General features: G+C 71.5%; 20 protein-coding genes and 1 pseudogene. 10 read left to right on the top strand and 11 right to left on the bottom strand.

Annotated elements, in window-relative coordinates:
• Positions 1-133 precede the first annotated feature (133 nt).
• Genes pheA through D0T12_RS00730 form a run of 3 tightly spaced genes read right to left on the bottom strand, consistent with a single transcriptional unit; the run spans position 134 to position 2,889 of the window.
• The gene (gene pheA / locus D0T12_RS00740) at positions 134-1,072 is read right to left on the bottom strand and encodes a prephenate dehydratase (RefSeq protein ID WP_117397295.1); all 939 of its coding nucleotides are present in this window, start codon (positions 1,070-1,072) and stop codon (positions 134-136) included.
• Between the two features lie 60 nt (positions 1,073-1,132).
• A complete protein-coding gene (locus tag D0T12_RS00735) occupies positions 1,133-1,588 on the bottom strand; it encodes a DUF4446 family protein (RefSeq protein WP_117397294.1) in 456 nt (151 codons plus the stop codon).
• Complete coding sequence (locus tag D0T12_RS00730; RefSeq protein WP_233525774.1) at positions 1,588-2,889, bottom strand: glycosyltransferase 87 family protein; 1,302 nt, start codon at positions 2,887-2,889, stop codon at positions 1,588-1,590. Before D0T12_RS00730 ends, D0T12_RS00735 begins: the two co-directional genes overlap by 1 nt.
• Before the next feature lie 54 nt (positions 2,890-2,943).
• On the opposite strand from D0T12_RS00730, the gene D0T12_RS36280 reads away from it, so the two are divergent.
• Entirely contained in the window at positions 2,944-5,196 is a 2,253-nt protein-coding gene (locus D0T12_RS36280; protein WP_158581358.1) for a hypothetical protein, read from the top strand.
• Between the two features lie 682 nt (positions 5,197-5,878).
• Here D0T12_RS36280 and mptB read toward each other — a convergent pair.
• From mptB to D0T12_RS00695, 3 genes and pseudogenes are all read right to left on the bottom strand, one after another.
• Positions 5,879-6,283: pseudogene (gene mptB / locus D0T12_RS36275) on the bottom strand (polyprenol phosphomannose-dependent alpha 1,6 mannosyltransferase MptB); the annotation flags it as partial.
• A 296-nt stretch (positions 6,284-6,579) separates the two neighbouring features.
• Entirely contained in the window at positions 6,580-7,332 is a 753-nt protein-coding gene (locus D0T12_RS00700; RefSeq protein ID WP_117397288.1) for a glycosyltransferase family 2 protein, read from the bottom strand.
• Positions 7,333-7,480: 148 nt separating this feature from the next.
• Positions 7,481-7,816: an STAS domain-containing protein gene (locus D0T12_RS00695; RefSeq protein WP_117397974.1), complete on the bottom strand. Its 336-nt coding sequence runs from the start codon at positions 7,814-7,816 to the stop codon at positions 7,481-7,483.
• A 238-nt stretch (positions 7,817-8,054) separates the two neighbouring features.
• On the opposite strand from D0T12_RS00695, the gene D0T12_RS00690 reads away from it, so the two are divergent.
• A complete protein-coding gene (locus D0T12_RS00690) occupies positions 8,055-8,414 on the top strand; it encodes a hypothetical protein (protein WP_117397287.1) in 360 nt (119 codons plus the stop codon).
• Between the two features lie 18 nt (positions 8,415-8,432).
• Here D0T12_RS00690 and D0T12_RS00685 read toward each other — a convergent pair whose 3' ends face one another.
• Together D0T12_RS00685 and D0T12_RS00680 are read right to left on the bottom strand one after the other, a co-directional pair.
• Positions 8,433-9,548 (bottom strand): sensor histidine kinase, encoded by a 1,116-nt coding sequence (locus D0T12_RS00685; RefSeq protein ID WP_117397286.1) that lies wholly within the window; start codon positions 9,546-9,548, stop codon positions 8,433-8,435.
• Positions 9,545-10,276, bottom strand: a complete 732-nt coding sequence (locus tag D0T12_RS00680) for a response regulator transcription factor (protein ID WP_117397285.1) — start codon at positions 10,274-10,276, stop codon at positions 9,545-9,547. The genes D0T12_RS00685 and D0T12_RS00680 overlap by 4 nt, the downstream gene beginning before the upstream one ends.
• A 120-nt stretch (positions 10,277-10,396) precedes the next feature.
• Here D0T12_RS00680 and D0T12_RS00675 point away from each other — a divergent pair, with 120 nt between their 5' ends.
• Both D0T12_RS00675 and D0T12_RS35710 read left to right on the top strand, forming a co-directional pair.
• Positions 10,397-11,050 carry a hypothetical protein gene (locus D0T12_RS00675; protein ID WP_117397284.1) on the top strand — a complete coding sequence of 218 codons (654 nt, stop codon included), beginning with the start codon at positions 10,397-10,399 and terminating at the stop codon, positions 11,048-11,050.
• Between the two features lie 35 nt (positions 11,051-11,085).
• Complete coding sequence (locus tag D0T12_RS35710; protein ID WP_199487218.1) at positions 11,086-11,256, top strand: hypothetical protein; 171 nt, start codon at positions 11,086-11,088, stop codon at positions 11,254-11,256.
• Here D0T12_RS35710 and D0T12_RS00670 read toward each other — a convergent pair whose 3' ends face one another.
• Together D0T12_RS00670 and D0T12_RS00665 are read right to left on the bottom strand one after the other, a co-directional pair.
• Positions 11,257-12,135: an endonuclease/exonuclease/phosphatase family protein gene (locus tag D0T12_RS00670; protein ID WP_117397283.1), complete on the bottom strand. Its 879-nt coding sequence runs from the start codon at positions 12,133-12,135 to the stop codon at positions 11,257-11,259.
• A 134-nt stretch (positions 12,136-12,269) separates the two neighbouring features.
• On the bottom strand, positions 12,270-13,481 hold the full coding sequence (locus tag D0T12_RS00665) for an MFS transporter (RefSeq protein WP_117397282.1): 1,212 nt from the start codon (positions 13,479-13,481) through the stop codon (positions 12,270-12,272).
• Positions 13,482-13,536: 55 nt separating this feature from the next.
• Between D0T12_RS00665 and D0T12_RS00660 the strand changes: the two genes are divergently transcribed.
• On the top strand, positions 13,537-14,736 hold the full coding sequence (locus D0T12_RS00660) for an arginine deiminase (RefSeq protein ID WP_117397281.1): 1,200 nt from the start codon (positions 13,537-13,539) through the stop codon (positions 14,734-14,736).
• A gap of 72 nt (positions 14,737-14,808) precedes the next feature.
• Here the strand turns inward: D0T12_RS00660 and D0T12_RS00655 are convergent, their stop codons facing one another.
• Positions 14,809-15,894 carry a magnesium and cobalt transport protein CorA gene (locus D0T12_RS00655; RefSeq protein ID WP_117397280.1) on the bottom strand — a complete coding sequence of 362 codons (1,086 nt, stop codon included), beginning with the start codon at positions 15,892-15,894 and terminating at the stop codon, positions 14,809-14,811.
• Positions 15,895-16,227: 333 nt separating this feature from the next.
• Between D0T12_RS00655 and purD the strand changes: the two genes are divergently transcribed.
• From purD to D0T12_RS00630, 5 genes are all read left to right on the top strand, one after another.
• Positions 16,228-17,478 (top strand): phosphoribosylamine--glycine ligase, encoded by a 1,251-nt coding sequence (gene purD / locus D0T12_RS00650; RefSeq protein WP_117397279.1) that lies wholly within the window; start codon positions 16,228-16,230, stop codon positions 17,476-17,478.
• A 45-nt stretch (positions 17,479-17,523) separates the two neighbouring features.
• Complete coding sequence (gene purB / locus D0T12_RS00645) at positions 17,524-18,834, top strand: adenylosuccinate lyase (protein WP_117397278.1); 1,311 nt, start codon at positions 17,524-17,526, stop codon at positions 18,832-18,834.
• A 57-nt stretch (positions 18,835-18,891) separates the two neighbouring features.
• Positions 18,892-19,710 carry an MOSC domain-containing protein gene (locus D0T12_RS00640; protein WP_233525772.1) on the top strand — a complete coding sequence of 273 codons (819 nt, stop codon included), beginning with the start codon at positions 18,892-18,894 and terminating at the stop codon, positions 19,708-19,710.
• 220 nt (positions 19,711-19,930) lie between these two features.
• Positions 19,931-21,217 (top strand): UDP-N-acetylglucosamine 1-carboxyvinyltransferase, encoded by a 1,287-nt coding sequence (murA, locus tag D0T12_RS00635; RefSeq protein WP_117397276.1) that lies wholly within the window; start codon positions 19,931-19,933, stop codon positions 21,215-21,217.
• Positions 21,218-22,012: 795 nt separating this feature from the next.
• On the top strand, positions 22,013-23,341 hold the full coding sequence (locus D0T12_RS00630) for a transcriptional regulator (RefSeq protein WP_117397275.1): 1,329 nt from the start codon (positions 22,013-22,015) through the stop codon (positions 23,339-23,341).
• Positions 23,342-23,415: the final 74 nt, after the last annotated feature.

Here is a 23,415-nt window from a genome sequence, read left to right as displayed (position 1 = left end):
CTCCATCGTCGTGAACTGCGTGCGATCGCTGGCATCGCTGCGGCTCGCTGCGCGATCAGGTTCTCGCTTCGCTTGAACCTGGATTCGAACGTGATCGCAACGGTTGGGGTTGCTGTGCGGGGTGGTGCGGTCGTTAACGCAGTCCGGTTCGGATTGAGTGGAGCCAGGCGGCGGCTTCGGTGAAGTCGTTGTCGTGGGTGCCGCGGCGGATTTCGGGGCGGACGCGGTCGGCGCGGGGGTAGGAGCCGACGAAGCGGACGTCGGCGCAGATGCGGCGCAGGGCCATCAGGGCCTCGGCGACGCGGGCGTCGGCGACGTGGCCCTCGAAGTCCATCCAGAAGAGGTAGGAGCCGAGTCCGGCGCCGGTGGGGCGGGACTGGATGAGGGTGAGGTTGATGCCGCGGACGGAGAACTCGGTGAGGATCTCCAGGAGGGCGCCCGGGTGGTCTTCGCCGATGAAGGCGACGATGGTCGTCCGGTCCATGCCGGTGGGGGTGGGCGGCGGGCAGGGGCGGTGCAGGACGACGAAGCGGGTGACGGCGTCGGCGACGTCGTGGATGTCGTCGGCGAGGACGGTCAGGCCGTAGCGGGCCGCGGCGAACGAGCCCGCGAGGGCGGCGTCGTAGTGGCCGTCGGCGACGTGCTGGGCGGCCTCGGCGTTGGACGTGGCGGCGCGCCATTCGGCGTCGGGGACGTTGCCGAGGAGCCAGTGGCGGCACTGGGGCTGCGCGATGGGGTGGGACGCGACGGTCTTGATGTCGGCGAGCGTGGTGCCGGGACGGACGAGCAGCGCGAACGAGACCGGCAGGTGGATCTCGCCGACGATGTGGAGGGGTTCGCCGGTGGCGAGTTCGTCGAGGGTGGTGGGGACGGAGCCTTCGACGGAGTTCTCCAGGGCGACGACGGCGGTGTCGGCCTCGCCGAGGCGGAGCGCCTCCAGGACGGCGGGGACGGTCGCGAGCGGGAGGTGTTCGGCCTCCGCGGCGCCCGGCAGGGTCAGCAGCGCGGCCTCGGTGAACGTGCCCCGCGGACCCAGGTAGGCATAGCGATGCGGCCTGTCGTCTGCGGTCACGGGGTCTCCCGGGGCATGGGTCACTGGTGTGACTTCGAGTCTACTGTCCCGGGAGGGGCCTCAGCTGCGGGCGGAGGTGCGGTGGCCGTTGCCGAAGTCGGGCAGGGGGTCGTCCATGGAGACGACGGGGCCCTTGCCGAGGCGGGCGGCGCGCAGGGCCTGGTCCTCCTCGGGGGAGAGCACCTCGACGGACTGTCCGGCCCGGATGGCCTTGGCGTAGGTCCGGGTCTCGGTGCGCCCGTTGATGGAGCTGATGACGATCCCGTCCCCGACCGCGTTGATCAGTGCGAGGGAGAAGGACCGGTGCCCGGACATCTCCTTCAGGGCGTCGTAGTGGACGATGGCGAGGTCGCGCATGGCGCGCTCGTCCGCCGAGCCACTGGCGACCTGGAGTTGGCGCCTGAGCATTTCCCCGCACTCGTCGACGACCTGGTTCACCCGGTTGTGCGCGACCACGGCGATGGACAGCCCCGCAACCCCGGCGACCAGGCCCGCGACGGCCACCGCGACAAGCATCACGGGGTGAGCGTACCCATCCTGACCTCGCGTTGCGAAGGATCTTCGGCGGCGATCCGTGATTCGAGGCGTTTGACCAGCCACGTTCCCAGTAGGACGATCGCCGCGAGCGCGGCGATACCGAACAGATCGCGGACGACGTGTCCTGCGAAGACGGAGACGGCGGAGTGGTCCGGGCCGATCAGCGCCCGCCCCCACCAGGGGATCGGGAAGAGGAACAGCAGCCACAGGCCGAAGGCGGCCAGGCACCGTCGAACGTCGCGGCCGTCGCCCACGAGGGCGCCGAACACGGCGATCATCCAGACCAGGTGGTGGATCCAGCCGACCGGTGAGAGCACGACCGACAGGAGCCCCACGATCGCGACGGACGCGAGTAGGAGGCTGGAGGAGTCGGTTCCGGTCTGGTGTTCGGCGGCGTCGGAGGCGCGTCGCGCCCAGGAGAAGCCGTAGTACGCGACGATCGCGGCCAGGCCGAGCCACACCAGCGTTCGGGCGGGCCCCTCGTCCAGGATGCGGGCCACGATCCCCTGGACGGCCTGGTTGGTGGTGCCGTCGACCGCGCCCGTCCGGTCGCCGCCCTGCAACAGCGCCCCGAACCAGTAGTCGGACGAGTCGGACGGCAGCAACGCGAACGCCCCGAGGGTGGCGGCACCGGCGGTGAACAGCGCGTTCGCCAGGGCGTCCCGGCGTCCGGTGATCAGGAAGTAGATCAGGAAGACGCCCGGCACCAGCTTGATCGCGATGGCGAGGCCGACGAGGGCGCCGCGCGGCCACCGGGCGGTGCGGGTGCAGCAGTCGGCGAGGCACAGGGCGAGGAGGAACAGCCCGACCTGGCCGAAGCGGAACTGGTCGCGGACGGGGTCGAGCCACGCCATCGCCGCGACGAGGATCCCGGCGGCGAGCGGCGCCCAGCGTCCGGCGCGGTGGAGGAGGTCGCGGAAGGCGTACAGGACGCAGACGACGAGCGCGACGCAGATGAGGCCCGTCCACACCAGTTGCGCGGCCCGCCACGGGATGACGGTGAACGGCACGGCGAGGACGGCGGCGAACGGCGGGTACGTGAACGGCAGCAGCTGCGGCGGCTGGGTGAGGACCTCGTACAGCGGCGCCCCGCGCAGGATGGCGGCGCCGCCGTCGCGGTAGACCTCCAGGTCGACGAGCCGCTGGTCGGGTTCGTTGCCGAGCCAGCGGGTGACGATGGGGGAGACCGCGACCACGGCGACGGTGACGCCCGCGAGGACGATCAGCAGATCGACGACCGTCCACCGCCGCCCGCCCGCCCGCTGCCTGGGTTCGTCCACAGCCCGCAGGATAAGGCCCCTTCGCGGTCATCGCCCTCTTGTACCCTGAGCGCCATGACTTCGCGGGGGGCCGGGATCGGTGCGTTTCTCGCCATCTTGGGCACCGCGCTCATGGCGTTGCTGCTCGTGCCGTCGGGCCGGGCCGAGGCGGAGACGGCGGCCCCGATCAGCGGCCGGGTCGTGATCGTCGGGGTTCCCGGGTTGATGTGGAGCGACATCGACCGGACGACGACGCCCGCGCTGTGGGGGTTGACGAAGGACGGCTCCGCCGCGGCTCTCAGCGTCCGGACGACGCGGACCAACACCTGCCCGACGGACGGCTGGCTGACGGTGTCGGCGGGGCAGCGGTCCCGGCTCCAGCACGCGAACTGCGCGCTTCCCGCCGCGCCGATCCTGCCCGGCGAGCGCTCCCCCACCGGCCCGCCGCCGCGGGACGGCGCCGTCGCGCCCGGCTGGCCCGCGATGAAGAGCGACAACGCCGACACGAACTACCACGCCCGGATCGGGCTGCTCGGCGACGCCGTGAAGGCGGCGGGCGGCTGCACGATGGCGGTCGGGCCCGGCGCGGTGTTCGGCGCCGGTGACGGCGGCGGGCGCGTCGACCGTTACGTCGCGGCGCCCGACCAGGTGTCCGCCGCCGACTGGGCGCGCTGCCCCCTCACCGCCGTGGACGTTGACGACCTGTTCCGCGCCTACATCGACGCGGGCGTCGACGCGGAGGGCGACCAGATCCTGCTGTCGCCGCGCAAGCGGGCCGCCGCAGCTGCCGCCGCGGACCGCCGGGTCGCCCAGGCCATGGCCGGTGTCCCGGACGGGACGACGGTGCTGCTCGCCGGGCTGTCCGACGTCGGCCCCGACCCGCATCTGAGGGTCGCGCTCGCGCTGAGCAAGACCGGCGACGGCGCGCGCCGGTACGGGCCCGGGTACATGACGTCCGGCGCCACCCGCCAGGACGGTCTCGTCACGCTCACCGACCTCACCGCGACGACGCTGAACCTGCTGGGGTTGAAGCAGCCGGAGGCGGCCGTCGGGTCGGTGTGGGGGCCGCAGCCGTCGAAGGCGTCGACGCAGGAGCGGGTCGAGGCGCTGGAGGACGAGAACGTCGCGGCGCAGGCGATCCGCAGCGTCCAGACGTCGTTCTACTGGGTGCTGTTCGCGGCGCAGCTCGTCCTGTACGGGATCGCGGCGCTGGCGTTGCGGCGGCTCGGCGACGACCGCAGTTCCCGGGCGCGGATCCTCGGCGGCACCCGGGTGATAGCGCTGCTCGGCGGCGCGGCGCCCGGGGCGTCGTTCCTCGCCGGGCTGCTGCCGTGGTGGCGGGCGGGCAACGCGACGCCCATCCTGATCTGCACGGTGCTGGGGTTCGCCGGGCTGCTGACGGGGGTGGCGCTGGCCGGGCCGTGGCGGCGTTCCGCGTTCGCGCCCGGCCTGGTGATCACGCTGGTGACGGCGGTGGTCCTCGCGGTGGACGTGATGACCGGGTCGCACCTCCAGATGAACACGCTGATGGGGTACACGGCCCTCGTCGCGGGACGGTTCTACGGCTTCGGCAACCAGGCGTTCTCGCTGTTCGCCGTCGCGGCGATCCTGACGGCGGCGTGGCTGACGGAGTATCCGCTGCGCGCGGGACGCAGAAGGCTCGCGCTCGGGATCGTCGTGGCGATCGGCGCGTTCGCGGTCGCCGTGGACGGGCTCCCGGCGTGGGGCAGCGACTTCGGCGGTGTGCTGGCGATGGTCCCCGCGTTCGCGGTGCTCGCCCTGATGGTCACGGGGCAGCGGGTGTCGCCGCTGCGGCTCGGGCTGTTCTGCGTGGCCGGGGCGGTCCTGGTGCTGTTCATCTCGTACCTGAACTCCAAGAGCGACAACCCGACGCATCTCGGCCGCTTCTGGCTGGACGTCATGGACGGCGACGCGTGGGGCGTCATCGGCCGCAAGTTCGACGCCATGCTGAACAGCGTCGGCTACTGGCATCTGACGCTGCCGCTCGCCGCCGCGATCGCGTTCCTGTTCTTCGTGCTGGCGCGTCCGACCCGGTGGCGGGTGTCGCTGTTGCAGCGGGCGTACGAGCACAGCGTGACGATGCGCCCGGCGCTGCTGTGCGCGCTGACGGTCGGTGTCATCGGGACTCTGGTGAACGACTCCGGCACGGTGATCCTGTCGGTGTCGTTCAGCCTGGCGACTCCGCTGATGCTCGCCGCGGGTGTCCGGGCGCTTGAGATCGACCTGTGGAACGAAGACTCTGAACCACCAGCGCCACGAGAATCAGCAGCAGGGTCCAGGGAACCACGGTCGGCCGAACAAAGGTGAACAGCCACGACAGGTCGTCGGGCAGTCTGATGCGGGCGGGCGCGCGGGCCGGGAGGTAGGCGAGGCTGAGGGCCGTGGTGTGGGCGAGCAGGATCCAGTCGACCCGCGTCCAGGGCAGCAGGGCCAGTACCGCCCAGCCGAACCCGTCGTACCAGGGCAGCGCGTAGGGCGCGGCGAGGAGCCAGGCGAGGATGAACGCGGCGGCGACCCGCCGGTTCTCCTCGTCCCGGGACACCGGCCCGCCCGGCGGGCCGGTCCCGTCCCCGCCGTGCGCGGGCAGGACGCGGACGAGCAGCGCGAACAGCACCAGCCCGAGCAGCAGCGCGCCGGTCTTGATGATGGTGCGCTGCGAGCCGCGGCCGAGGGCCTCGTCGAGGAGATGCCAGGGCGTGGCGAACGAGACCATGTCGCTCGCCTCCCGCACCCGGTCGAGGGCGTGCGGCCCGGCGAGCGCGTAGGCGATCACCGTGACGGCCCCGGCGCCGCCGAACAGCGCGGCGAGACCGCCGACCGACCGCCAGCGGCGCTCGGTCCACGCTTCGCGGAGCAGCGTCCACGCGGGGCCACCGCCGACGAGCGCGGCGGGCGCCTTGATCGCCGCGCCGGCTCCGGCGAGGGCGCCCGCGCCGAGCGCCCGCAGCCAGCCGGGGTGGACGCGTCCCCCGAACACGGCGAGCGCCGCGACCATCGGCGCGACGGCGATGACGTCATTGTGCGCGCCCGCGACCAGGTGGAACAGCACCAGCGGGTTGCACGTCCACAGCAGCGCGGTGCGGAGCCGCCGTTCCTCGTTCTTCGACGTCCGGTACAGGATCAGCGCCGTGACCACGAACGCGAGCGTGTTGATGACGGACAGGACGAACACGGTCAGCCGCACCGATCCGCTGCCGATCCACGCGGCGAACGCCTGCTCGCCCGTCGCGATCGGTCCGTACACGGACGGTGTGGTGCGCCATTCCTCGGGCGCCCCGGCGACCGGGTCCTGCGGCAGGTCGACGGCGCGGGTGGCGTACGGGTCGTGGCCGGTCGCCGCCATCCGCCCGTACGACGCGTAGTTGAGATGGTCGGTGGACCCGACCGGCGGCATCGCCATGAACGCGACCGCCGCCAGCAGCCCGGCGATCACCAGCGGCCGCGCCGCTACGCGCCAGCCCCTCCGGACGGCGACGAAGCACAGCCCGAGCCCGGTCGAGCCCGCGACGACGCCCGCGACGACGAGCCCGATCACCAGGTAGGGCGACGGGTCGACGCGCAGCGAGAACGGCGGCTCGCCGGAACGTCCCTCCAGCACGGGCTGGAACACCGACGGGCCGAGAAACGCGGTGACGAAGAAACACGCCAGGCTGAACCCGATGCAGCACAGCCCGACCCTTCCGAGTCGGGTCACGGGCGGCTGCCGCGCGGGCCGTCGAGACGGCGGGCCACCCGCCGGGTCAGCCGGGCCGCCGCGGGCTCGCGGACGGCGAGCGCTCGCGCGACGTCCCGGAACTGCCGGGCGCGATGCAGTTGGGAGCGCCAGTCGGTGCCGGTCGCGCGGTGCGCGAGCGGCACCTCGACCTCCGTCACGCGGAAGCCCTGGCGGATCAGGTCGATGGTGAGCGCGGTCTCGACGCCGAACCCGGCGGCGAGGGGCAGCGCGGCGTCGAACGCGGCGCGGGTCAGGCAGCGTTGCCCGTTGAGCGGCGCGGTCGCCTCCCAGCCGGTGGCGCGGCGGATCCCGTCGCGGGACAGCCGGACGACGAACCCGTGCCCGCCGAGTTTCACGGTGGTGGTGAACACGGCGATCGTCATGTCGGCGTCGCCGGATCGGACGGGTTCGGTGAGCGGCGCCGCCTCCCGGGCGGTGTCGGCGAGATCGGCGTCCAGGAACAGCAGGTGGCGGGGTCGGTCGCGGCCGTCGTCGAGGAGCCGGACGGCTTCGGCGCCGGTCTCCATCGCGGCGCCCTTGCCCCGGTTGCGGCTGTGCCGGACGACCCGGGCGCCGGCCTCGCGGGCGACGCGTCCCGTGCCGTCGGACGAGCCGTCGTCGACGACGACGACGAGGTCGGCGCCGGGAAGCTCGGAGGCGGCCTTGACCGTGGCCGCGATGCGGTCGGCTTCGTCCTTGGCCGGGATGATCACCGCTACGTCCTGCATATCGGCGATCGTAGTCCGGGACGGCGGTGCGGCGGGCCGGTGCGGTCTGGATCGATCGATCCCGTCACCCGCGCGAATGGTCGACGTCCCCCGGCGTTCACTCCGGGGGCACTGGTCGGCGGGATGGGTCGGTGGTTCTGGCGGAGGGTCAGCCCGCGTCCAGGGCGGGCACGGCGTCGTTCACGGTGAAGACGGTGTCGAGCCCGGTGACCTGCAGGATGCGTCGCACGGCCGGGCGCGGGGCGGCGAGGTCGAGCGAGCCGCCCTGTTCCTTGAGTCGCTTCATGGCGGCGAGCAGCACGTTCATGCCGGTCGAGTCGCAGAACTCGACGCCGCTGAGATCGACCGTGATGCGGTCGATCTGCTCGCGCAGCAGCCCCGCGAGGGCCGCCTGCAGCCTGGGCGCGGTGTAGAGGTCGAGCTCACCGGTCGCCGTGACGACGGCGTGACCCTCCTGAGACGCGGTCGAAACGTTTAGCTCCACGTCCGGCACACTATCTCGGGAACGGCCCGTGAGCCAGACAGTTCGCCAAGTCCCCTGTGACGCGGGCGTGTCGTCGCGTGGGCAGTCCCGTACGCTTTGAGAACTACGCTCCGTAATGTAATGATTTCGCCCTCGGTCGGCCGCCCGGGCGCCCGGGCGATCTCAGCGGTTCCCCTCTCGCGGAGGCTCGGATTAGGAGAGGCTGAGCACGTGCAACAGCGGAGGTGGTGTGCCGCACATGGAGGCTGACCCGAGAGAGACCCGGCTGCGCGAACGTCTGGAGATGATTCGCACGCGTTCGGCGAAGTCCAGTTCGTGGCGGACGTCCACCCGTTACCTGAGCCGCCTGATGAACCGGAACGGCTTCGTCCCCATCAAGACGCAGCTGTCCCGTGAGGACCTCGCGTTCCTGTCCGGTGCCCGCGAGGAGGTCCTGACGTTCGCCGATCTCGGCGTCCGGCTGCTCGACCTGCATCGTCCGCAGGAGGCCGGGGGCATCTCCAGCGATCCCGGCAACCCCATCCGCCGGTGCCGCGCCTGCATGTCCCGGTGGCCCTGCCCCACGTTCCGCGCGATGGCCGAGACCCTCGACCCCTGACGCTCCCGCGGCGCCGGCTCAGACGGTCAGCGGCAGGCGGACCTCGAACCGGCAGCCGGGGCCGTCGTTGGCGACGCCGATCTCGCCCGCGTGCGCCTCCACGATGCCGCGGGCGATGGCGAGGCCGAGGCCCGCGCCGCCGCCCGGCGTCCGGGCCGCCTCACCGCGGAACGCGACGTCGAACACGCGCGGCAGGTCCTCCTCGGGGATGCCGCCGCAGGCGTCCGCCACCGTCACCCGCGCCTCCCCGCCCCGCACCTCGCCGATGATCTCGACGGCGCCGTCGCTCGGCGTGTGCCTGATCGCGTTGACGACCAGGTTGCGGAGCGCGCGGCCGAGCTCGCCGCTGTCGACCTCGACGGGCAGGCCCGCCCGGACGTCGCCGTGCAGCCGGACGCCCTTCGCGCGGGCCAGCGCCTCCGTGCCCGCGACCGCGTCGGCGACCAGGTCCGCGAGGCCGACGCACTGCCGCGACAGCCGCAGCGCCCCGGCGTGGATGCGGGACAGCTCGAACAGGTCGTCCACCATCTCGGTGAGCCGCTCCACCTCCACGCGGATGCGGCCGTGGTACCGCCGGACGGTGCCCTCGTCGGCGACCACCTCGTCCTCCAACGCCTCCGCCATCGCCCGCAGCCCGGCCAGCGGCGTGCGCAGGTCGTGGCTCACCCAGGCGACCAGCTCCCGGCGGCTCGCCTCCAGGGCCTGCTCGCGTGCGTGGGACGCGGCGAGCCGGTCGTAGGCGGCCTCCAGTTCGCCGGACAGCTCCGCCAGCTCGGCGGGCAGCGTCGCGGACGGCGCCCGGAACCGGTCGGCGCGGACCGCCTCCACCAGCGTCCGGTTCGCGGCCACGAGGCGACGCCCGAGCAGGACCGACACCGCCATTCCGACCAGGCCCGCCGACACCACCACCGCGAGGACGACCGAACGGTCATGGTCGTTCAGCAGCATCAGGAACGAGATCACCAGAATGCCGGAGATCGTCGCCAGCACGGTCGCCCCGCACACCACGACCAACTGCACGGCGACCGACCGGCTCCGCAGCGCGAACAGGACGCCGAGCGCGACGGCGGCGACGACGGACGCGGCGAGGGCCGCGTAGGACACCACCAGGACAAGGTCCGGGAACGGGATCATGAGGCGGCCCCGGTGCCGTCGGGTTCGGTGGGCTCGTACCGGTAGCCGACGCCCCAGACGGTGACGATGCGGCGCGGCGCGGTCGGATCGTCCTCGATCTTCTCGCGCAGCCGCCGGACGTGCACGGTGACGGTGGACGAGTCACCGAACGTCCAGCCCCACACCCGTTCGAGGAGCCGCTCCCGCGTGAACGCCTGCCGGGGGTGACGGAGCAGGAACGCCAGCAGGTCGAACTCCCGGGACGTGAGCGACAGCAGTTCGCCGCGCAGAGCGACCTCGTGCGCGCTGACGTCCACGGCGAGGTCACCGTCGCGCAGCGGACCCACGGGCCCGGTCGGGGTGAGCGCGCCCCTCGCCCGCCGCAGCACCGATCGGACCCGCAACGCCAGCTCACGCGGACTGAACGGTTTCGTCACATAGTCGTCGGCGCCGGTCTCCAGGCCGACGAGCCGGTCGGTCTCCGTGCCGAGCGCCGTCAGCATCACGATCGGGACGGTGGAGGTCTCGCGGAGCCGCCGGCACACCTCAAGGCCGTCCATTCCGGGCAGCATCAGGTCGAGGACGACAAGGTCCGGCGGATCGTCCACGGCCGCGCGCAGCGCCGCCGGACCGTCCGCGACACAGGCCACGTCGTGCCCGTCGCGAGTCAGGTAGCGGGCGACGACGTCCGCGACCGTCGGGTCGTCGTCGACCACCAGGACGCGGCCGGGAGGGTTCACCGAGTTCACGACCTCACGTTACGGCCATCGGCGACCCGTCCACCTCGGCCGTCATCACCTCGTAAGACATGATCACGACACACCCCGGCGGCCTTAGCGATCCCGGATGATCGCCGATTTAATGGCCCGATGGTTCGCTCCCGTACCACCACCCCTCTGGCCGGTGTCCTCGCGCTCATCCTCCTCGGCGGCGCGGTCGCCACCGCCCTCGGCGCGATCATGACGTTCGTCGGCCTGTACGAGACGACCCTGCTGGTGGCCTTCCGGCACTCCACCGCCTACTACGCGATCCAGTGCGTCTTCGTCGGCCTCGTCACGGCGGCGGGCATCATGCTCACCCGTCCGCGCGGGCCGGTCGCGCCGATCGTCGCGGCGATCTGCGCGTACATCGCCCTGTACGTCGCCACCCGGACCGGGCTGCTGAGCTACCTGTTCAGCCGCGGCGCGGTGCCCACCGACTTCGTCGTCCAGGCGCTGAAGCCGCGCTTCTACGGCTGGGACCTGCTGGCGCCCCTCGCTGCCGCGGCGGTCGGCGGCCTGCGCGTCCTCATGGTCGCGGGCGCCTCGACACCCGGCCCGCAGCCCTTCACGCCGCCTGGCCAACCCTTCGCCGCGCCCGGCGCGCAACCGCCGTACCAGCCTCCCGTTCCCGGGCCGCCGATGCCGCCTCCGTCCTACCAGCCGCCTCCCGCCCCAGGTCAGGGTGCGGCCCCGGGGTGGTCTCAGGGTGGCCCTCCGCCGAACGTCGGGGGATGGGCCGGGCAGGGTCGTCCCCCAGAGTGATGACCTTGACCCGACGAGCGCCTACGGTGGTGCCCATGGGTAAGACGATCCTGACCGTCCTCGGTGTCATTCTCGCGGTGTGGCTCGCGATGACCGCCATCGGCGCGATCCTGTCGATGCTGAAGCTCTTCTTCTTCGTCGGCTTCATCGCCGTCCTGGTGGTCCTCGCCGTGACGGTCGTGTCCAAGATGTCGAAGAGCCACTAGCTAGCGATAACGCACCACGGCCGACAGCGGCCGGTGGTCGGACGCCTTGACGCGCTCCGCCGGGACGCTGCACGACACCGCCGCCGACCTGGTGATGAACAGGTAGTCCGTCTTCGCCACCGCGGCGCCCGTCCAGTCCTGGCGGGTGCTCGCCCCGGACCGGGACGTCCCGGACTGGTCGCACTCCGCGTACGACTGGTACAGCGGGTCGAGGGCCGGGCTCTCCGGTGTGTCGCCGAGGTCGCCGCCGAACAGCACCCGGCCACCGCCCGCCAGTTCGGCGAGCGCGGCGGCCTGCTTACGGCGCCCCTCGGCGCCCCCCGCCTCGAACCGGGTCACGCACACCCGGGTCGCCCAGGACGGCACCTCCCCGCACAACGCGATCTGCTCCCGTCCGGGCAGCCCGGTCGGCTGCGCGTCGACGAGCGGCGCCTCGGTCCCGATCGCGACCCCCCGGCGGCCCTGCCCGTTCGAGCAGGACGAGCCCTTGGGCGGCGCGGCGAACGCCCACGTCCAGGTGGACAGCCGCTCGACCTTCTTGAACGCGCGCACGTGCCCTTCGCAGACCTCCTGCAACAGGACGGCGTTCGTCGTGACCTTGCGTCCGCCGACCTCGGTCTCCCGCATCCGCTGGGCGATCTCCTTCGTGAGCCGGGTCGGAGCGGCGCCGAGCGGGCAGCCGGGCTTGGCGTCCCCGCACACGTTCCACGTCATCGCCTTGATCGTGACGGCGTCGGGGCTGGTCGCCGCGCCGTCGGCGAGCGCGGATCCACCGCCGCCCGGCAGGCCCTCGATGCTGGCGCCGGTGGCGGCCGCGGTGACGACCGCGGCGGCGGCACAGATCGAGAGAAGGGGGATCAGGGCGCGGGGAGATCGCACGCATTCTCCAAAAGGGGGGTCAACCGGGGACGATGTCGAAATCCCACCACATCAAGATCGCACCCGCCAGTGATTCGCCCCCGAAGTGCGCTCCCTCTCCCGATTCCGTCCCGCCGAACCCCGCGAGAGCCCGCTTACGAACCCGTTTCCAGCGCGTCGACCGGCTTCTCCGCAGTGGGGGCGCGCAGGAGAAGCAGCCCGACGAGCGCCCCGCCCACCTGGAACGCCGCGATCGCCAGCACCAGCCCGACCGCGCCGATCGCGTCGGCGGACGCGGCGGTCAGCGCGGCCCCGACCGCCGAAGCGCCGATCTTGAGGCTGCCCGCGGTCGTGTTGACCTGGCCGAGCCGGTCGGGCGGGGCCTCCCGCTGCCGGAGCATCAGCGTCGCCGCGAACACCGGCCCTTCGCAGACACCCGCGGCGACGAACGCGACCGTCGCCCATGTCAGCGACGGCGCGACGGCCAGCGCGGCGAGCGAGACGCCGAACGCGACGAGCCCGACGAGCATGACGGGTTCGGCGTGCCGGGCCTTCAGCCACCTGCTGGACGCGAGCGACCCGATCAGCGACCCGACCGCCAGCGCGACGAGAAGCCGCCCGCCCGCGCTCGGCGGTGCGCCGATGTGCTCGGCGAGCAGCACCGCCATCACCGCGACCCCGCCGAACCCCGTCCACGCGAGCGTCGTCGCCGCGGTCAGCGCCCGCAGCACCCGCCCTTCGACGAGCACCACCAGCCCGCCCGTGATCACCGACTTCACCCCCGCCCCGGGAACGACGTCCACCTGCGGGCCGGGAAGGCGCAGCAGCGGAAGCGTGAGCAGGCCGACGAACCCCACCGCGACGACGGCGACCCCGGCGTACTGACCGCCCGCCAGGGCGGCGAGGCCCGCGGCGAGACCGGGCCCCGCGATGGCGGCCACGTTGTAGCTGGACGCCTCCAACCCGTACGCGCGAGCAAGCCCCTTCTCGGGGACGAACCGGGGCAGCAGGCTGGTCAACGCCACCACGATCGGCTCGGTACAGCCGATCACCGCCGCGACGAGCAGCGCGAGGACCAGCGGCGACCGTCCGGCCGTGGCCAGCAGCAGCGCGGTCGCGACGGCGTATCCGGCGGCCAGCGCCACGGCGATTCCGCGCGGCCGTGCCACCCGGTCCAACGCGTTCCCGATCAGTGGGCCGCTCAGCACGTAGGGAAGCGTCATCGCGGTCTGGAGGTATCCGGCGGTGGCGGCGTTCCCGGTGCGCGCCTCGACGGTCAGGACCAGCGCCGTCGCGACCCCTTCGGCGGACACCCGCAGCAGCGTCGCCGACGTGAGGTGCGACGGCAGCGCGGCCGTTTTGATCATTTCGGCATGGTGGCACAGGGAATCCGGTGAAGATCCACGGCCTAGACTGCGAAGGGTGAGGGAGTATCGGGTCACCAGCGAGGTGGGACGGCTCCGTACCGTCCTCCTGCACCGTCCCGGCGCGGAACTGAAGCGGCTGACCCCGCGCAACAGCGACAAGCTGCTGTTCGACGCGATCCCGTGGGTGGGCCGGGCGCAGGAGGAGCACGACGCCTTCGCGGAGGCGTTGCGGTCACGCGGTGTGGAGGTCCTCTACGTCACCGAGCTTCTCCAGGACGCCCTGGAGTACGACTCGGCGCGCGAGCAGGCCATCGCGGACGCCGTCGTCGACCTGCGCCTGGGCGACCAGCTCCGCCGCGTCGTCGAGGCCTACCTGCGGGACCTCGATCCCGAGAACCTCGCGCACACGCTCATCGCGGGCCTGGCGCACGAGGAGCTGAAGGCGGGCCACGGCCTCGTCTACCGCCTCATGGACCGCCTGGACTTCATCATCGACCCCCTGCCCGGCCTGCTGTTCACCCGCGACAACAGCACGTGGATCGGCGACCGGGTGGCGGTGACGAGCCTGGCGATGGAGGCCCGCCGCCGCGAGTCCGCGCTCACGGGCCTGATCTACGCCCACCATCCGCGTTTCGCCGGCGTCCTCCCCGTGTACACGCCGTCCCTCGAACACCTCGAAGGCGGGGACGTCCTGCTCCTCGCCCCCGGCGTGCTCGCCGTCGGCACCGGCGAACGCACGACCCCCGCGGGCGTCGAACGCCTGGCCCGCCAGGTGATCGGCGCGGGCCTCGCGCACACCGTCCTCGCCGTCCCGATCGCCCAGGAACGCGCCACCATGCACCTGGACACGGTCTGCACCATGGTCGACGTCGACACCGTCGTCATGTACCCGCCCGTGGCGCACTCGCTGACCGCCTACAAGGTCACCCTCACCAACGGCGACCTCCACATCGCCGAGCCCCGCCCATTCCTCCAAGCAGCCGCCGACGCGATGGGCCTGGACCGTCTCAAGCTGATCGACACCGGCCTCGACCCCGTCACCGCCGAACGCGAACAGTGGGACGACGGCAACAACACCCTCGCCGTCGCTCCCCGCGTCTGCGTGGCCTACGAACGCAACATGGAAACGAACGCCCAGCTAGAGGCGTCCGGCATAGAGGTCATCCGAATAACGGGCAGCGAACTGGGCAGCGGCCGAGGCGGCCCCCGCTGCATGTCCTGCCCCCTCCTCCGCGACGACCCCCCACGCCCCTAACGCGTTCCCCAAGCACCATCAAGGCCCTCGGCGGCTCACGGCTGTCCACGAGTTCGACGTCACTTCGAGGGATTACAACCAGCCGTTGCGGCGGAAGCCTCGGTACAAGGAGAGACAGGCGAGGGTGATGACGCCGAGGATCATGGGGTAGCCGTAGCGCCATTGGGTCTCCGGCATGAAGTCGAAGTTCATGCCGTAGACGCCCGCTATGGCGGTCGGGACCATGAAGATGGCGCCCCAGGCGGAGATCTTCCGCATGTCGCGGTTGTCGGCGACGGTGACCTGGGTCATGTGGGCCTGGAGGATGGGGTTGAGGAGTTCGTCGTACGCCTCGACCTGTTCGCGGACGCGGGTGAGGTGGTCCTCGACGTCGCGGAGGTACTCCTTGATCTCGGCGGGGACGAAGCGGCGTCCGGAGAGGTTGCGCAGCGGACCGGCGAGGGGGCCGACGGCGCGCTTGAGCTGGATGACCTCGCGCTTGAGGCGGTAGATGCGGCGGGACTCGTCGGTGCGTTCCGGGGAGAAGACCGCCTCTTCTACCTCGTCGATGTCCTCCATGACGGCGTCGGCGACACAGACGTAGCCGTCGACGACGCGGTCGGCGACGGCGTGCAGGACGGCGGCGGGGCCGAGCGCGAGGCGGGCCGGGTCCTTTTCGAGGTCGCGGCGGACGGGGCCGAGGGCGCCGTGGGCGCCGTGCCGGACGGTCACGACGAAGTCGGGACCGCAGAAGATCATGATCTCGCCGGTCTCGACGACCTCGGTGCCGCCGGGGTCGGTGGCGACGTAGCCGACGGTCTTCATGACGACGAAGTGCACGTCGTCGTAGCGCTCCAGCTTGGGACGCTGGTGGGCGTGGATGGCGTCCTCGACGGCGAGGGGGTGAAGGCCGAAGACCTCGGCGAGTTCGGTGAGTTCGGTGGCGGACGGCTCATGGAGACCGACCCAGACGAACCCGGCGCTGTCGCCGTCGGCGGTGAGGCGGCCGTCGCGGATGAGGCGGACGGCGTCGGCGACGGTCTCGGTCGAGGCCCGGTGCCCGTCGATGTAGGCGGCCCAGTCGATCACGGCGGAGTCGCGTCGCGGCGCCGGGACGCCGTTCGGGCGGCCACGCGTCTTGAACAGCACGCGACCGGGGCGAACTCGTGTCATGGCCATGAGGTGCTCCTAACCCGCCGGCCACGCGCGGAGCGCGCGCTCGACCCGGGGGTTAGAGAGGGGAGCGCGCTGGAGGCGTGGCCGGACGCCAGAGAGAGGCGGACGGTCGGACAGTCCTGCTCGGACTGTGAGGGTTTTCCGGCGAACCGCAAGGATCACCAGGACTCATCCCGACCACCTCCTTTCACGCGTCCCGACAGCGGGCAGCCAAGCCCGTGGAAGCTTACCAGCCGACATTTAGGACGCCGTCCGGAACGGAGAGGTTCACACGGCGGGGTGTGACGGTCGCCTCAGCCCCTTACCGGTGGGCCGGGCCCAGTAAGCTCGCGTCACGTGCGAGTACTCGTCCTTGGATCGGGTGGCCGCGAGCATGCGCTCGCCCGCGCCCTGCATCGCGACCCCGTCGTCACCGCTCTGCACTGTGCTCCGGGCAACCCGGGCACGGCGGAGATCGCGGAGAATCATTGGCTCGACCCGACGGATCCCGTGGCGGTGACGGAGCTGGCGGGACGGCTGCGGGTGGAGCTCGTGGTGGTCGGGCCGGAGGCGGTGCTGGTCGCCGGTGTCGGCGACGCGCTGCGCAGGGTCGGCATCCCGTGTTTCGGGCCCGACCGGGAGGCCGCCCGGATCGAGGCGTCGAAGGCCTTCGCGAAGGAGGTCATGGCGGAGGCGGGGGTCCCGACCGCCACCGCGCGGGTGTGCGAGACGTCCGCGCAGGTGGAGGAGGCGCTGGACGCGTTCGGCCCGCCGTACGTGGTGAAGGACGACGGGCTCGCGGCGGGGAAGGGCGTCGTCGTCACCGAGGACCGGGCGGTCGCGTCCCGGCACGCCGCCGGCTGCGAGCGGGTGGTGATCGAGGAGTTCCTGGACGGTCCCGAGGTCTCCCTGTTCGCGTTGTGCGACGGTCAGCACGCCGTCCCGCTGCTGCCCGCGCAGGACTTCAAGCGCGCCTACGACGGTGACGAGGGCCCGAACACGGGCGGGATGGGCGCGTACACGCCGCTGCCGTGGGCGCCGCCCGAACTGGTGGACGAGGTCATGTCCACGGTCGTCCAGCCCGCCGTGGACGAGTTGCGCCGCCGCGAGACCCCGTACGTGGGGGTCCTGTACGCGGGGTTGGCGTTGACGTCCGGGGGCGTGCGGGTCGTGGAGTTCAACGCGCGTTTCGGTGACCCGGAGACGCAGGTCGTCCTGGACAGGCTGGCGACTCCGATCGGGAAGCTCCTCCAGGCGTGCGCGCTGGGTGGCCTCGACCCGGCGTTCCGGCCGGAGTGGCGTCCCGGGGCGGCGGTGACGGTGGTCGTGGCCGCCGAGGGGTATCCGTCCGCGCCGGTGAAGGGCGACGAGATCACCGGACTGGACGAGGCGGCCGCGGTGGACGGCGCGTACGTCCTGCACGCGGGTACGGCCCTGAACGAGGATGGACGTCTCGTGTCCTCGGGTGGGCGCGTCCTGAACGTCGTGGGCACCGGCTCCGACCTGGCGGCGGCCCGGAAGGCCGCCTACGCGGCCGTTTCGAAGATCGGTCTGCGGGGTTCGCATCACCGCACCGACATCGCGTTGCGCGCGGTGAACGACGCGTGACGACCCGCCCGGCAGGCGGGCCGCGCGACCTGGGACAATCGTCGGGTGATCGAACGGTACACGCTTCCGGAGATGGGACGCGTCTGGAGCGACGCGCACAAGTACGAGCTGTGGTGCCAGGTCGAGACCCTGGTGGTCGAGGCCCACGCCGAGGCCGGCACGATCCCGCCGGAGGTGGTGGAACCGGTCCGCGCGGCGCCGCCGCCGACGCCGGAGGCGGTGCACGCGATCGAGGCGGTCACACAGCATGACGTGATCGCGTTCCTGTCGGCGTGGGCGGACAACACCGAGCCGCGCGAGGCGGCCCGGTATGTCCATTTCGGCATGACGTCGTCCGATCTGCTCGACACGGCGCTGGCGATCCAGCTGGTCGAGGCGACCGACATCCTGTTGGCCAAGGCGGACACGCTCGTCGCGACGCTGCGCGACCACGCGCTGGCGCACAAGGCGACGCTGCGGGTCGGGCGGACGCACGGCATCCACGGCGAACCGGACGTCTGGGGCCACCGGGTCGCCGACTTCGCGTTCGCCATGGCCCGGTCCCGGGATCGGCTGCGGCGGGCCCGCGAGGCCGTCGGCGTGATGGCGATCTCCGGTGCCGTCGGGACGTACTCCAACATCGACCCGGCCGTCGAGCTGCACGTGGCGCGGAAGCTCGGCCTCCGGCCCGCGGACGTGTCGACGCAGGTCGTCCTGCGGGACGGCATCAGCGAGTGGGTGTCGACGCTGGCGATCATGGCGACGGTGTGCGAGGCGATCGCGCTGGAGGTGCGGCACGGCCAGCGCACGGAGGTCCGCGAGCTGTGGGAGCCGTTCGGGAAGGGCCAGAAGGGCTCGTCGGCGATGCCGCACAAGAAGAACCCGATCATCTCCGAGAGGCTGGCGGGGATGGCGCGGATCGTGCGGGCGCAGATCGTCCCGGTCCTGGAGGGGATTCCGCTCTGGCACGAGCGTGACATCTCGCACTCGTCGACGGAGCGGATCGCGTTGCCGGACGCGTCCATCGCGCTCGACTACATGCTGAACCTGACGAACCGCCTCATGTCCGGACTTGTCGTCGATGAGGCGCGGATGCGGGCCAATCTCGAATCGACCGGCGGCCTCATCTACACCTCGACCGTGCTGCTTGAGCTGGTGGAGGCGGGGATGTCGCGCGACGACGAGGCGTACCCGCTCGTCCAGCAGGCGGCGATGGACACCTGGGAGACCGGCACGCCGTTCCGCGAGACGCTCCGCAGGCACGCCGCCGAGAAGGGCCTCAAGCTGGACGAGGCGCGCCTGGACGAGGTCTGCCGTCCCGAGCGGTTCGTCGAGCGGCTCGGCCCCGTCTTCGCCCGGCTGACCGCGCTTCAGTAACGACACGCGACCGGAGGCACATTGACGGCGACATTGACGGCGACATTGACGGCGACATTGACGGCGACATTGACGGCGACACTCACCGAAATCAACGCCTACCCGCTCAAAGGCGCCCGTGGCACCGCCCTGCACAGCGCGGAGCTGACCGCCAGGGGCGTGCCGTTCGACCGCGAGTTCATGCTCGTCACTCCGACCGGGCGATTCATGTCCCAGCGGGATCTCTCGCGGATGGCGTTGCTGCGCCCGTCGTACGACGGCGAGGTCCTCACGGTGAACGGTGTGGGCGCGGCGGCACCACTCGTCCACAAGGCCGTGGACGACGGCGACGTCCTGGACGTGACCGTCCACCGGACGGAGTGCCAGGGCGTCGACCAGGGCGATGAGGCGGCGGCGTGGTTCACGTCCTTCCTCGACCAGGACTGCCGCCTGGTGCGTTTCACGGGAAACCGCTCCACCTCACGCGGTCAGGGTGAGCTGATGTTCGCCGACGGGTACCCGCTGCTGGTCATCTCCGCCGAGTCGCTCGCCGACCTGAACTCCCGGCTGGACGAGCCGCTCCCGATGAACCGGTTCCGGCCCAGCCTCGTCGTCGAGGGGCTCGGCGCGTTCGGCGAGGACGACGTCCGCCTGCTGCGCATCGGCGAGACCGTCATCGAGATGATCAAACCGTGCGGCCGTTGCGTCGTCACGACCACCGACCAGGACACCGGTGAACGAGGCTGCGAACCACTGCGGACGCTCGCCACGTACCGCACCCGCGACCGTGGAATCCGGTTCGGCCAGAACTGCGTGCCCCGCACCCTCGGTCGTCTCGCCCTTGGCGATCCGGTGGAAGTCTTGGAACACCGTCGCCCGTCAGAACGGCATTCCTGAACATGATCCGGGTAGTTCGCTTGCGACCGCGAACTTTCTCTGTTCGGCGGGCATCCCAACGGACAGACTGATGCCCACAGGACGGCGGGCCGGATCTCACACTCCCGGCCCGATGGTTTACTGGGGTCGCGTTGGCGCAGAGGGGGGACCGTTCGGCGCGCTCGGCCCTCGTGCTCCCACTGGCAGGCACGTTTCCCGCACCGAAAAGGAGTAAGGCAGTATGGGCCACGAGGTTCGCTACCGCGTGCGCGGCGGTCGTCAACTGCACGGCACCGTCTTCGTCCAGGGAGCCAAGAACGCGGTCCTGCCGATGATCGGCGCCTCGCTGATGGCGAGCACGGGACGCACCGTTCTGCGCAACGTACCGATCATCGAGGACGTCCGGCGCGCGGTGGAACTCGCGCGGGCCATCGGCGCCAAGGCCGAACTGCACGAGACCGAACGCACGCTGGTGATCGACGCCTCGTCGCTGAGCAGCCCGGTGCTGCCCGCCGACATCGCGTCCCGGTTCCGCGGCTCGTTCCTGTTCGTCCCGGCCCTGCTGCACCGGCTCGGCGAGGCGGTCATCGAGGGCGTCGGCGGCTGCAACCTCGGCAGCCGCAACCTGGACTTCCACTACAACGGCTTCAAACGGATGGGCGCCACGGTCACCGAGCAGGTGGCCGACAACGGCGACGGCATCATCCACATCAAGGCCGGCGACCTGCGCGGCGGGACGCTCTACTGCGACACCCCCTCCCACACCGGCACCGAGAACCTGATCATGGCGGCGGCCCTCGCCCGCGGCACCACGCTGATCAAGAACGCGGCGCTGGAGCCCGAGGTGCTGGACAACATCGCGATCCTCCAGGCGATGGGCGCCAAGATCAGCGGCGGTGGGACCGGGTTCATCACCGTCGAGGGCGTGGACGAGCTGACGGCCGTCGAGCACACGGTGATGCCCGACCGGATCGACACCGGCGTGTTCGTGATGGCCGCCGCGATCACCGGCGGTGACCTGAACCTCGTCGGCGCCACGCTGGAGCACCTCGGCGTCGCCGCCGACAAGCTGGAGCAGATGGGCGTCGACTTCCACCAGCAGGGCGCGGTCCTCCAGGTCCGGCGGAACCGGACGCTGCGTCCCATCAACGTCATCACCGACGAGTACCCGGGCTTCGCCACCGACCTCCAGTCGCCGATCATGGCGCTGTCCTGCCTCGCCGAGGGCCCCTCCTACATCTATGAGCGGATCTTCGACGGCCGGTTCAAGCTGGCCGACGAGCTGACCAAGATGGGCGCGGACATCGAGGTGGACGGCAATCGCGCCAAGGTGAACGGCCCGCGCGGCCTGCGCGGCGCCGAGGTCGAGGCCCACGACCTGCGCTGCGGCAGCGCCCTCGTCCTCGCCGGGCTCGCCGCCGAGGGCGAGACGACGATCACCTCCGCCTACTACCTGGACCGCGGGCACGCCCACACCGCCGAACGCCTCTCCCAGCTCGGCGCGGAGATCGTCCGCGAGGTCGGCTGACCGTCCTCCGGCGCGGCGTCGTTCCGTACGACGCCGCGCTGACGGCCTCAATCGGCCGAATGTGGCCCCGTCCTGACCAACTCGGGTGCCGTTCCTGACGACCCGAGTAACCTCGGGCGCGGAAAATGTTCAGCGTTGTGTGATGCTCCGGCTACTCATGGCTTGCGTCCAACGTGCTCTCCTGTCGACGCATACCGCGCTGAACTGGGAAGAAACCCCTGGAACGGTCCGGTACGGACGGGCCGAAACCCGGTAGAAAATCACCGGTCTCCCTGAAGGCCCAGTTCCAACGGATCACTCGTCTTTCGGTCCATGGCGTCATCAGGACGGACGGGTTTCGGTCCCACACGCCTCGAACGGGCATCATGGAAGTCGCCTCGGAGCGCAACTGCGCCAGAAGCACCCTTCCCGGTAGATTTCGGGTCTTGTTTTTCAACTTCGGACGACCGAAGATGCAGGATCAAGACTGGCCGAATGGTGACAAATTACTGACTAGGGGGTCCCGTAGGTTACTTTTTCGCCGCACCCTTGATTCGATTTCGCGTCTGAGCGTCACACACCGTGGCCCCGACCCGATCTGCCCGCTAAGGGGCTCCCATCCCTTCCGGGGCGGTCGGCGGCCGAGGCCGCACGGCTGGGGGGCCTGAACGGAGGCGAATACCGAACGAGGACCGCGGTGCTGGGTCAGAAGGCAGGGGCGAAAGCCATGAGACAACCGTTGGGCGGATCGTGCGCGAACGCGTGGTCGGGGCCGGACCCCCGCCGAGAGGATGGACCGGAAGCGAGCGATCATCGATGACGGCCGCACGAACGGGGTCGGTCACCCCCGACCTCACGATCGGCGTCGTGGGCCCGCATGACCTGGTCGAAAGAGTCATGCTGATGGGCCACGGCCCCACGCCGGTACCGAGCCGGCTGGTGGCCGCCGCATACAGAGACGAGCAGGAGGCCGCCGACAAAGTAGTACGGCTGGGATCGGGCGTGGACGTGTGCCTGTTCGCCAGCCCCGTCCCGTACGACTTCGCCCGCAAGGCGGGCGTGCTCACGATGCCCGCCACCTACGTGCCGCTGAACGGCGCGGCACTCCAGGGCGCGTTACTACGCGCCTCACTCGACGACCGATTCGACCCGGCCAGGGTGAGCATCGACGTGCTCGGCCGTGCCGAGGTCGAGGAGGCGTACTCCGAGATCAGTCTGGGCACCGAGCAGGTGCATCTGCGTGAGGAGTCCGCGGGCCCCGGCACGCTCGCCGCCTTCCACGAACGGCTGTGGCGCCGCGGCGCCACGACGGTCGCGATGACGTGCGTGCACGCCACCGCGGAACGGATGGAGATGGCCGGGGTGCCGACCATCCGCGTCCGTCCCACCGGCGCGGCCATCCGCAGCTCCCTGCAGACCGCCGCGCTGCTCGGCGCCCACCACCGCCTGGAAGAGTCCCAGCTGGTCGTCGTCCTGGTGGACGTCCCGACCCTGCGCGAGACACCCCGCCGCGTCACCCCTCGCTACTGGCGCGACGAGCTGAAACTCGCCCTGCACCGCGTCCTCCTCCAGGAGGCGCACCGGATGAACGCCTCCGTCTGGCCGCTGGACGACCACAGCTACCTCGTCATCGCGACGCGCGGCTCGGTCACCGCGTCCACCGAAGGCTTCCGGACGCCGCCGTTCGTCGAACGCGTCCGCGAGGAACTCGGCCTCGCCATCGAGGTCGGCATCGGCATGGGCCGCACCGCCCACGAGGCGGAGAACCACGCCCGCGCCGCCCTCGCCCGCTCCCAGAGCTCCCAGCGCGCCCAGGGCTTCGCCCTGGACCGCGACGGCCGCGCCCTCGTCCCCGCGCCCCGAACACCGCCACGCACCCAACCCCAGGCCAAGCCCAAAGGCCTCGAAATCCTAGCCCGCCTCGCAGACAAGCTCGGCGACCAGGAACAGCCGCTGATCGTGGACGCGGAGAACGCCGGAAAGATGCTCGGTGTCACCCCGCGCACGGCCCGCCGCCTCCTGCGCACCCTCGTCGAAGAGGGGCTCGCCTGGCCGCTCCCCCCGAACCGCACCCCGCAGCCCGGCCGCCCCCGCCAGCTCTACCGCCTCATCGTCGAGAAACTGGGTCCCACCAAGACCCCCTGACGCACACCGAAGCCCCGGGCCCAGCCCGGGGCTTCACCCTGCTCCCCCCACGTCCCAACGCCCCGAAGGTACGC

Origin of the sequence: Actinomadura spongiicola (genome assembly GCF_003432485.1) — a bacterium.
GTDB lineage: Bacteria > Actinomycetota > Actinomycetes > Streptosporangiales > Streptosporangiaceae > Spirillospora > Spirillospora spongiicola.
Note: the sequence above shows the minus strand (reverse complement) of the source record. Positions and strands in the feature narration are given on the sequence as shown.

Bases quoted from the DNA above. Each gene is read 5' to 3' on its own strand.
- D0T12_RS00700 (WP_117397288.1), bottom strand. From the start codon at position 7,332: ATGCAGGACGTAGCGGTGATCATCCCGGCCAAGGACGAAGCCGACCGC.
- D0T12_RS36280 (WP_158581358.1), top strand. From the start codon at position 2,944: ATGACTTCGCGGGGGGCCGGGATCGGTGCGTTTCTCGCCATCTTGGGC.
- D0T12_RS00630 (WP_117397275.1), top strand. From the start codon at position 22,013: ATGACGGCCGCACGAACGGGGTCGGTCACCCCCGACCTCACGATCGGC.
- D0T12_RS00685 (WP_117397286.1), bottom strand. From the start codon at position 9,548: ATGATCCCGTTCCCGGACCTTGTCCTGGTGGTGTCCTACGCGGCCCTC.
- D0T12_RS00675 (WP_117397284.1), top strand. From the start codon at position 10,397: ATGGTTCGCTCCCGTACCACCACCCCTCTGGCCGGTGTCCTCGCGCTC.
- D0T12_RS00690 (WP_117397287.1), top strand. From the start codon at position 8,055: ATGGAGGCTGACCCGAGAGAGACCCGGCTGCGCGAACGTCTGGAGATG.
- D0T12_RS35710 (WP_199487218.1), top strand. From the start codon at position 11,086: ATGGGTAAGACGATCCTGACCGTCCTCGGTGTCATTCTCGCGGTGTGG.
- D0T12_RS00655 (WP_117397280.1), bottom strand. From the start codon at position 15,894: ATGGCCATGACACGAGTTCGCCCCGGTCGCGTGCTGTTCAAGACGCGT.
- murA (WP_117397276.1), top strand. From the start codon at position 19,931: ATGGGCCACGAGGTTCGCTACCGCGTGCGCGGCGGTCGTCAACTGCAC.
- D0T12_RS00735 (WP_117397294.1), bottom strand. From the start codon at position 1,588: ATGCTTGTCGCGGTGGCCGTCGCGGGCCTGGTCGCCGGGGTTGCGGGG.
- D0T12_RS00665 (WP_117397282.1), bottom strand. From the start codon at position 13,481: ATGATCAAAACGGCCGCGCTGCCGTCGCACCTCACGTCGGCGACGCTG.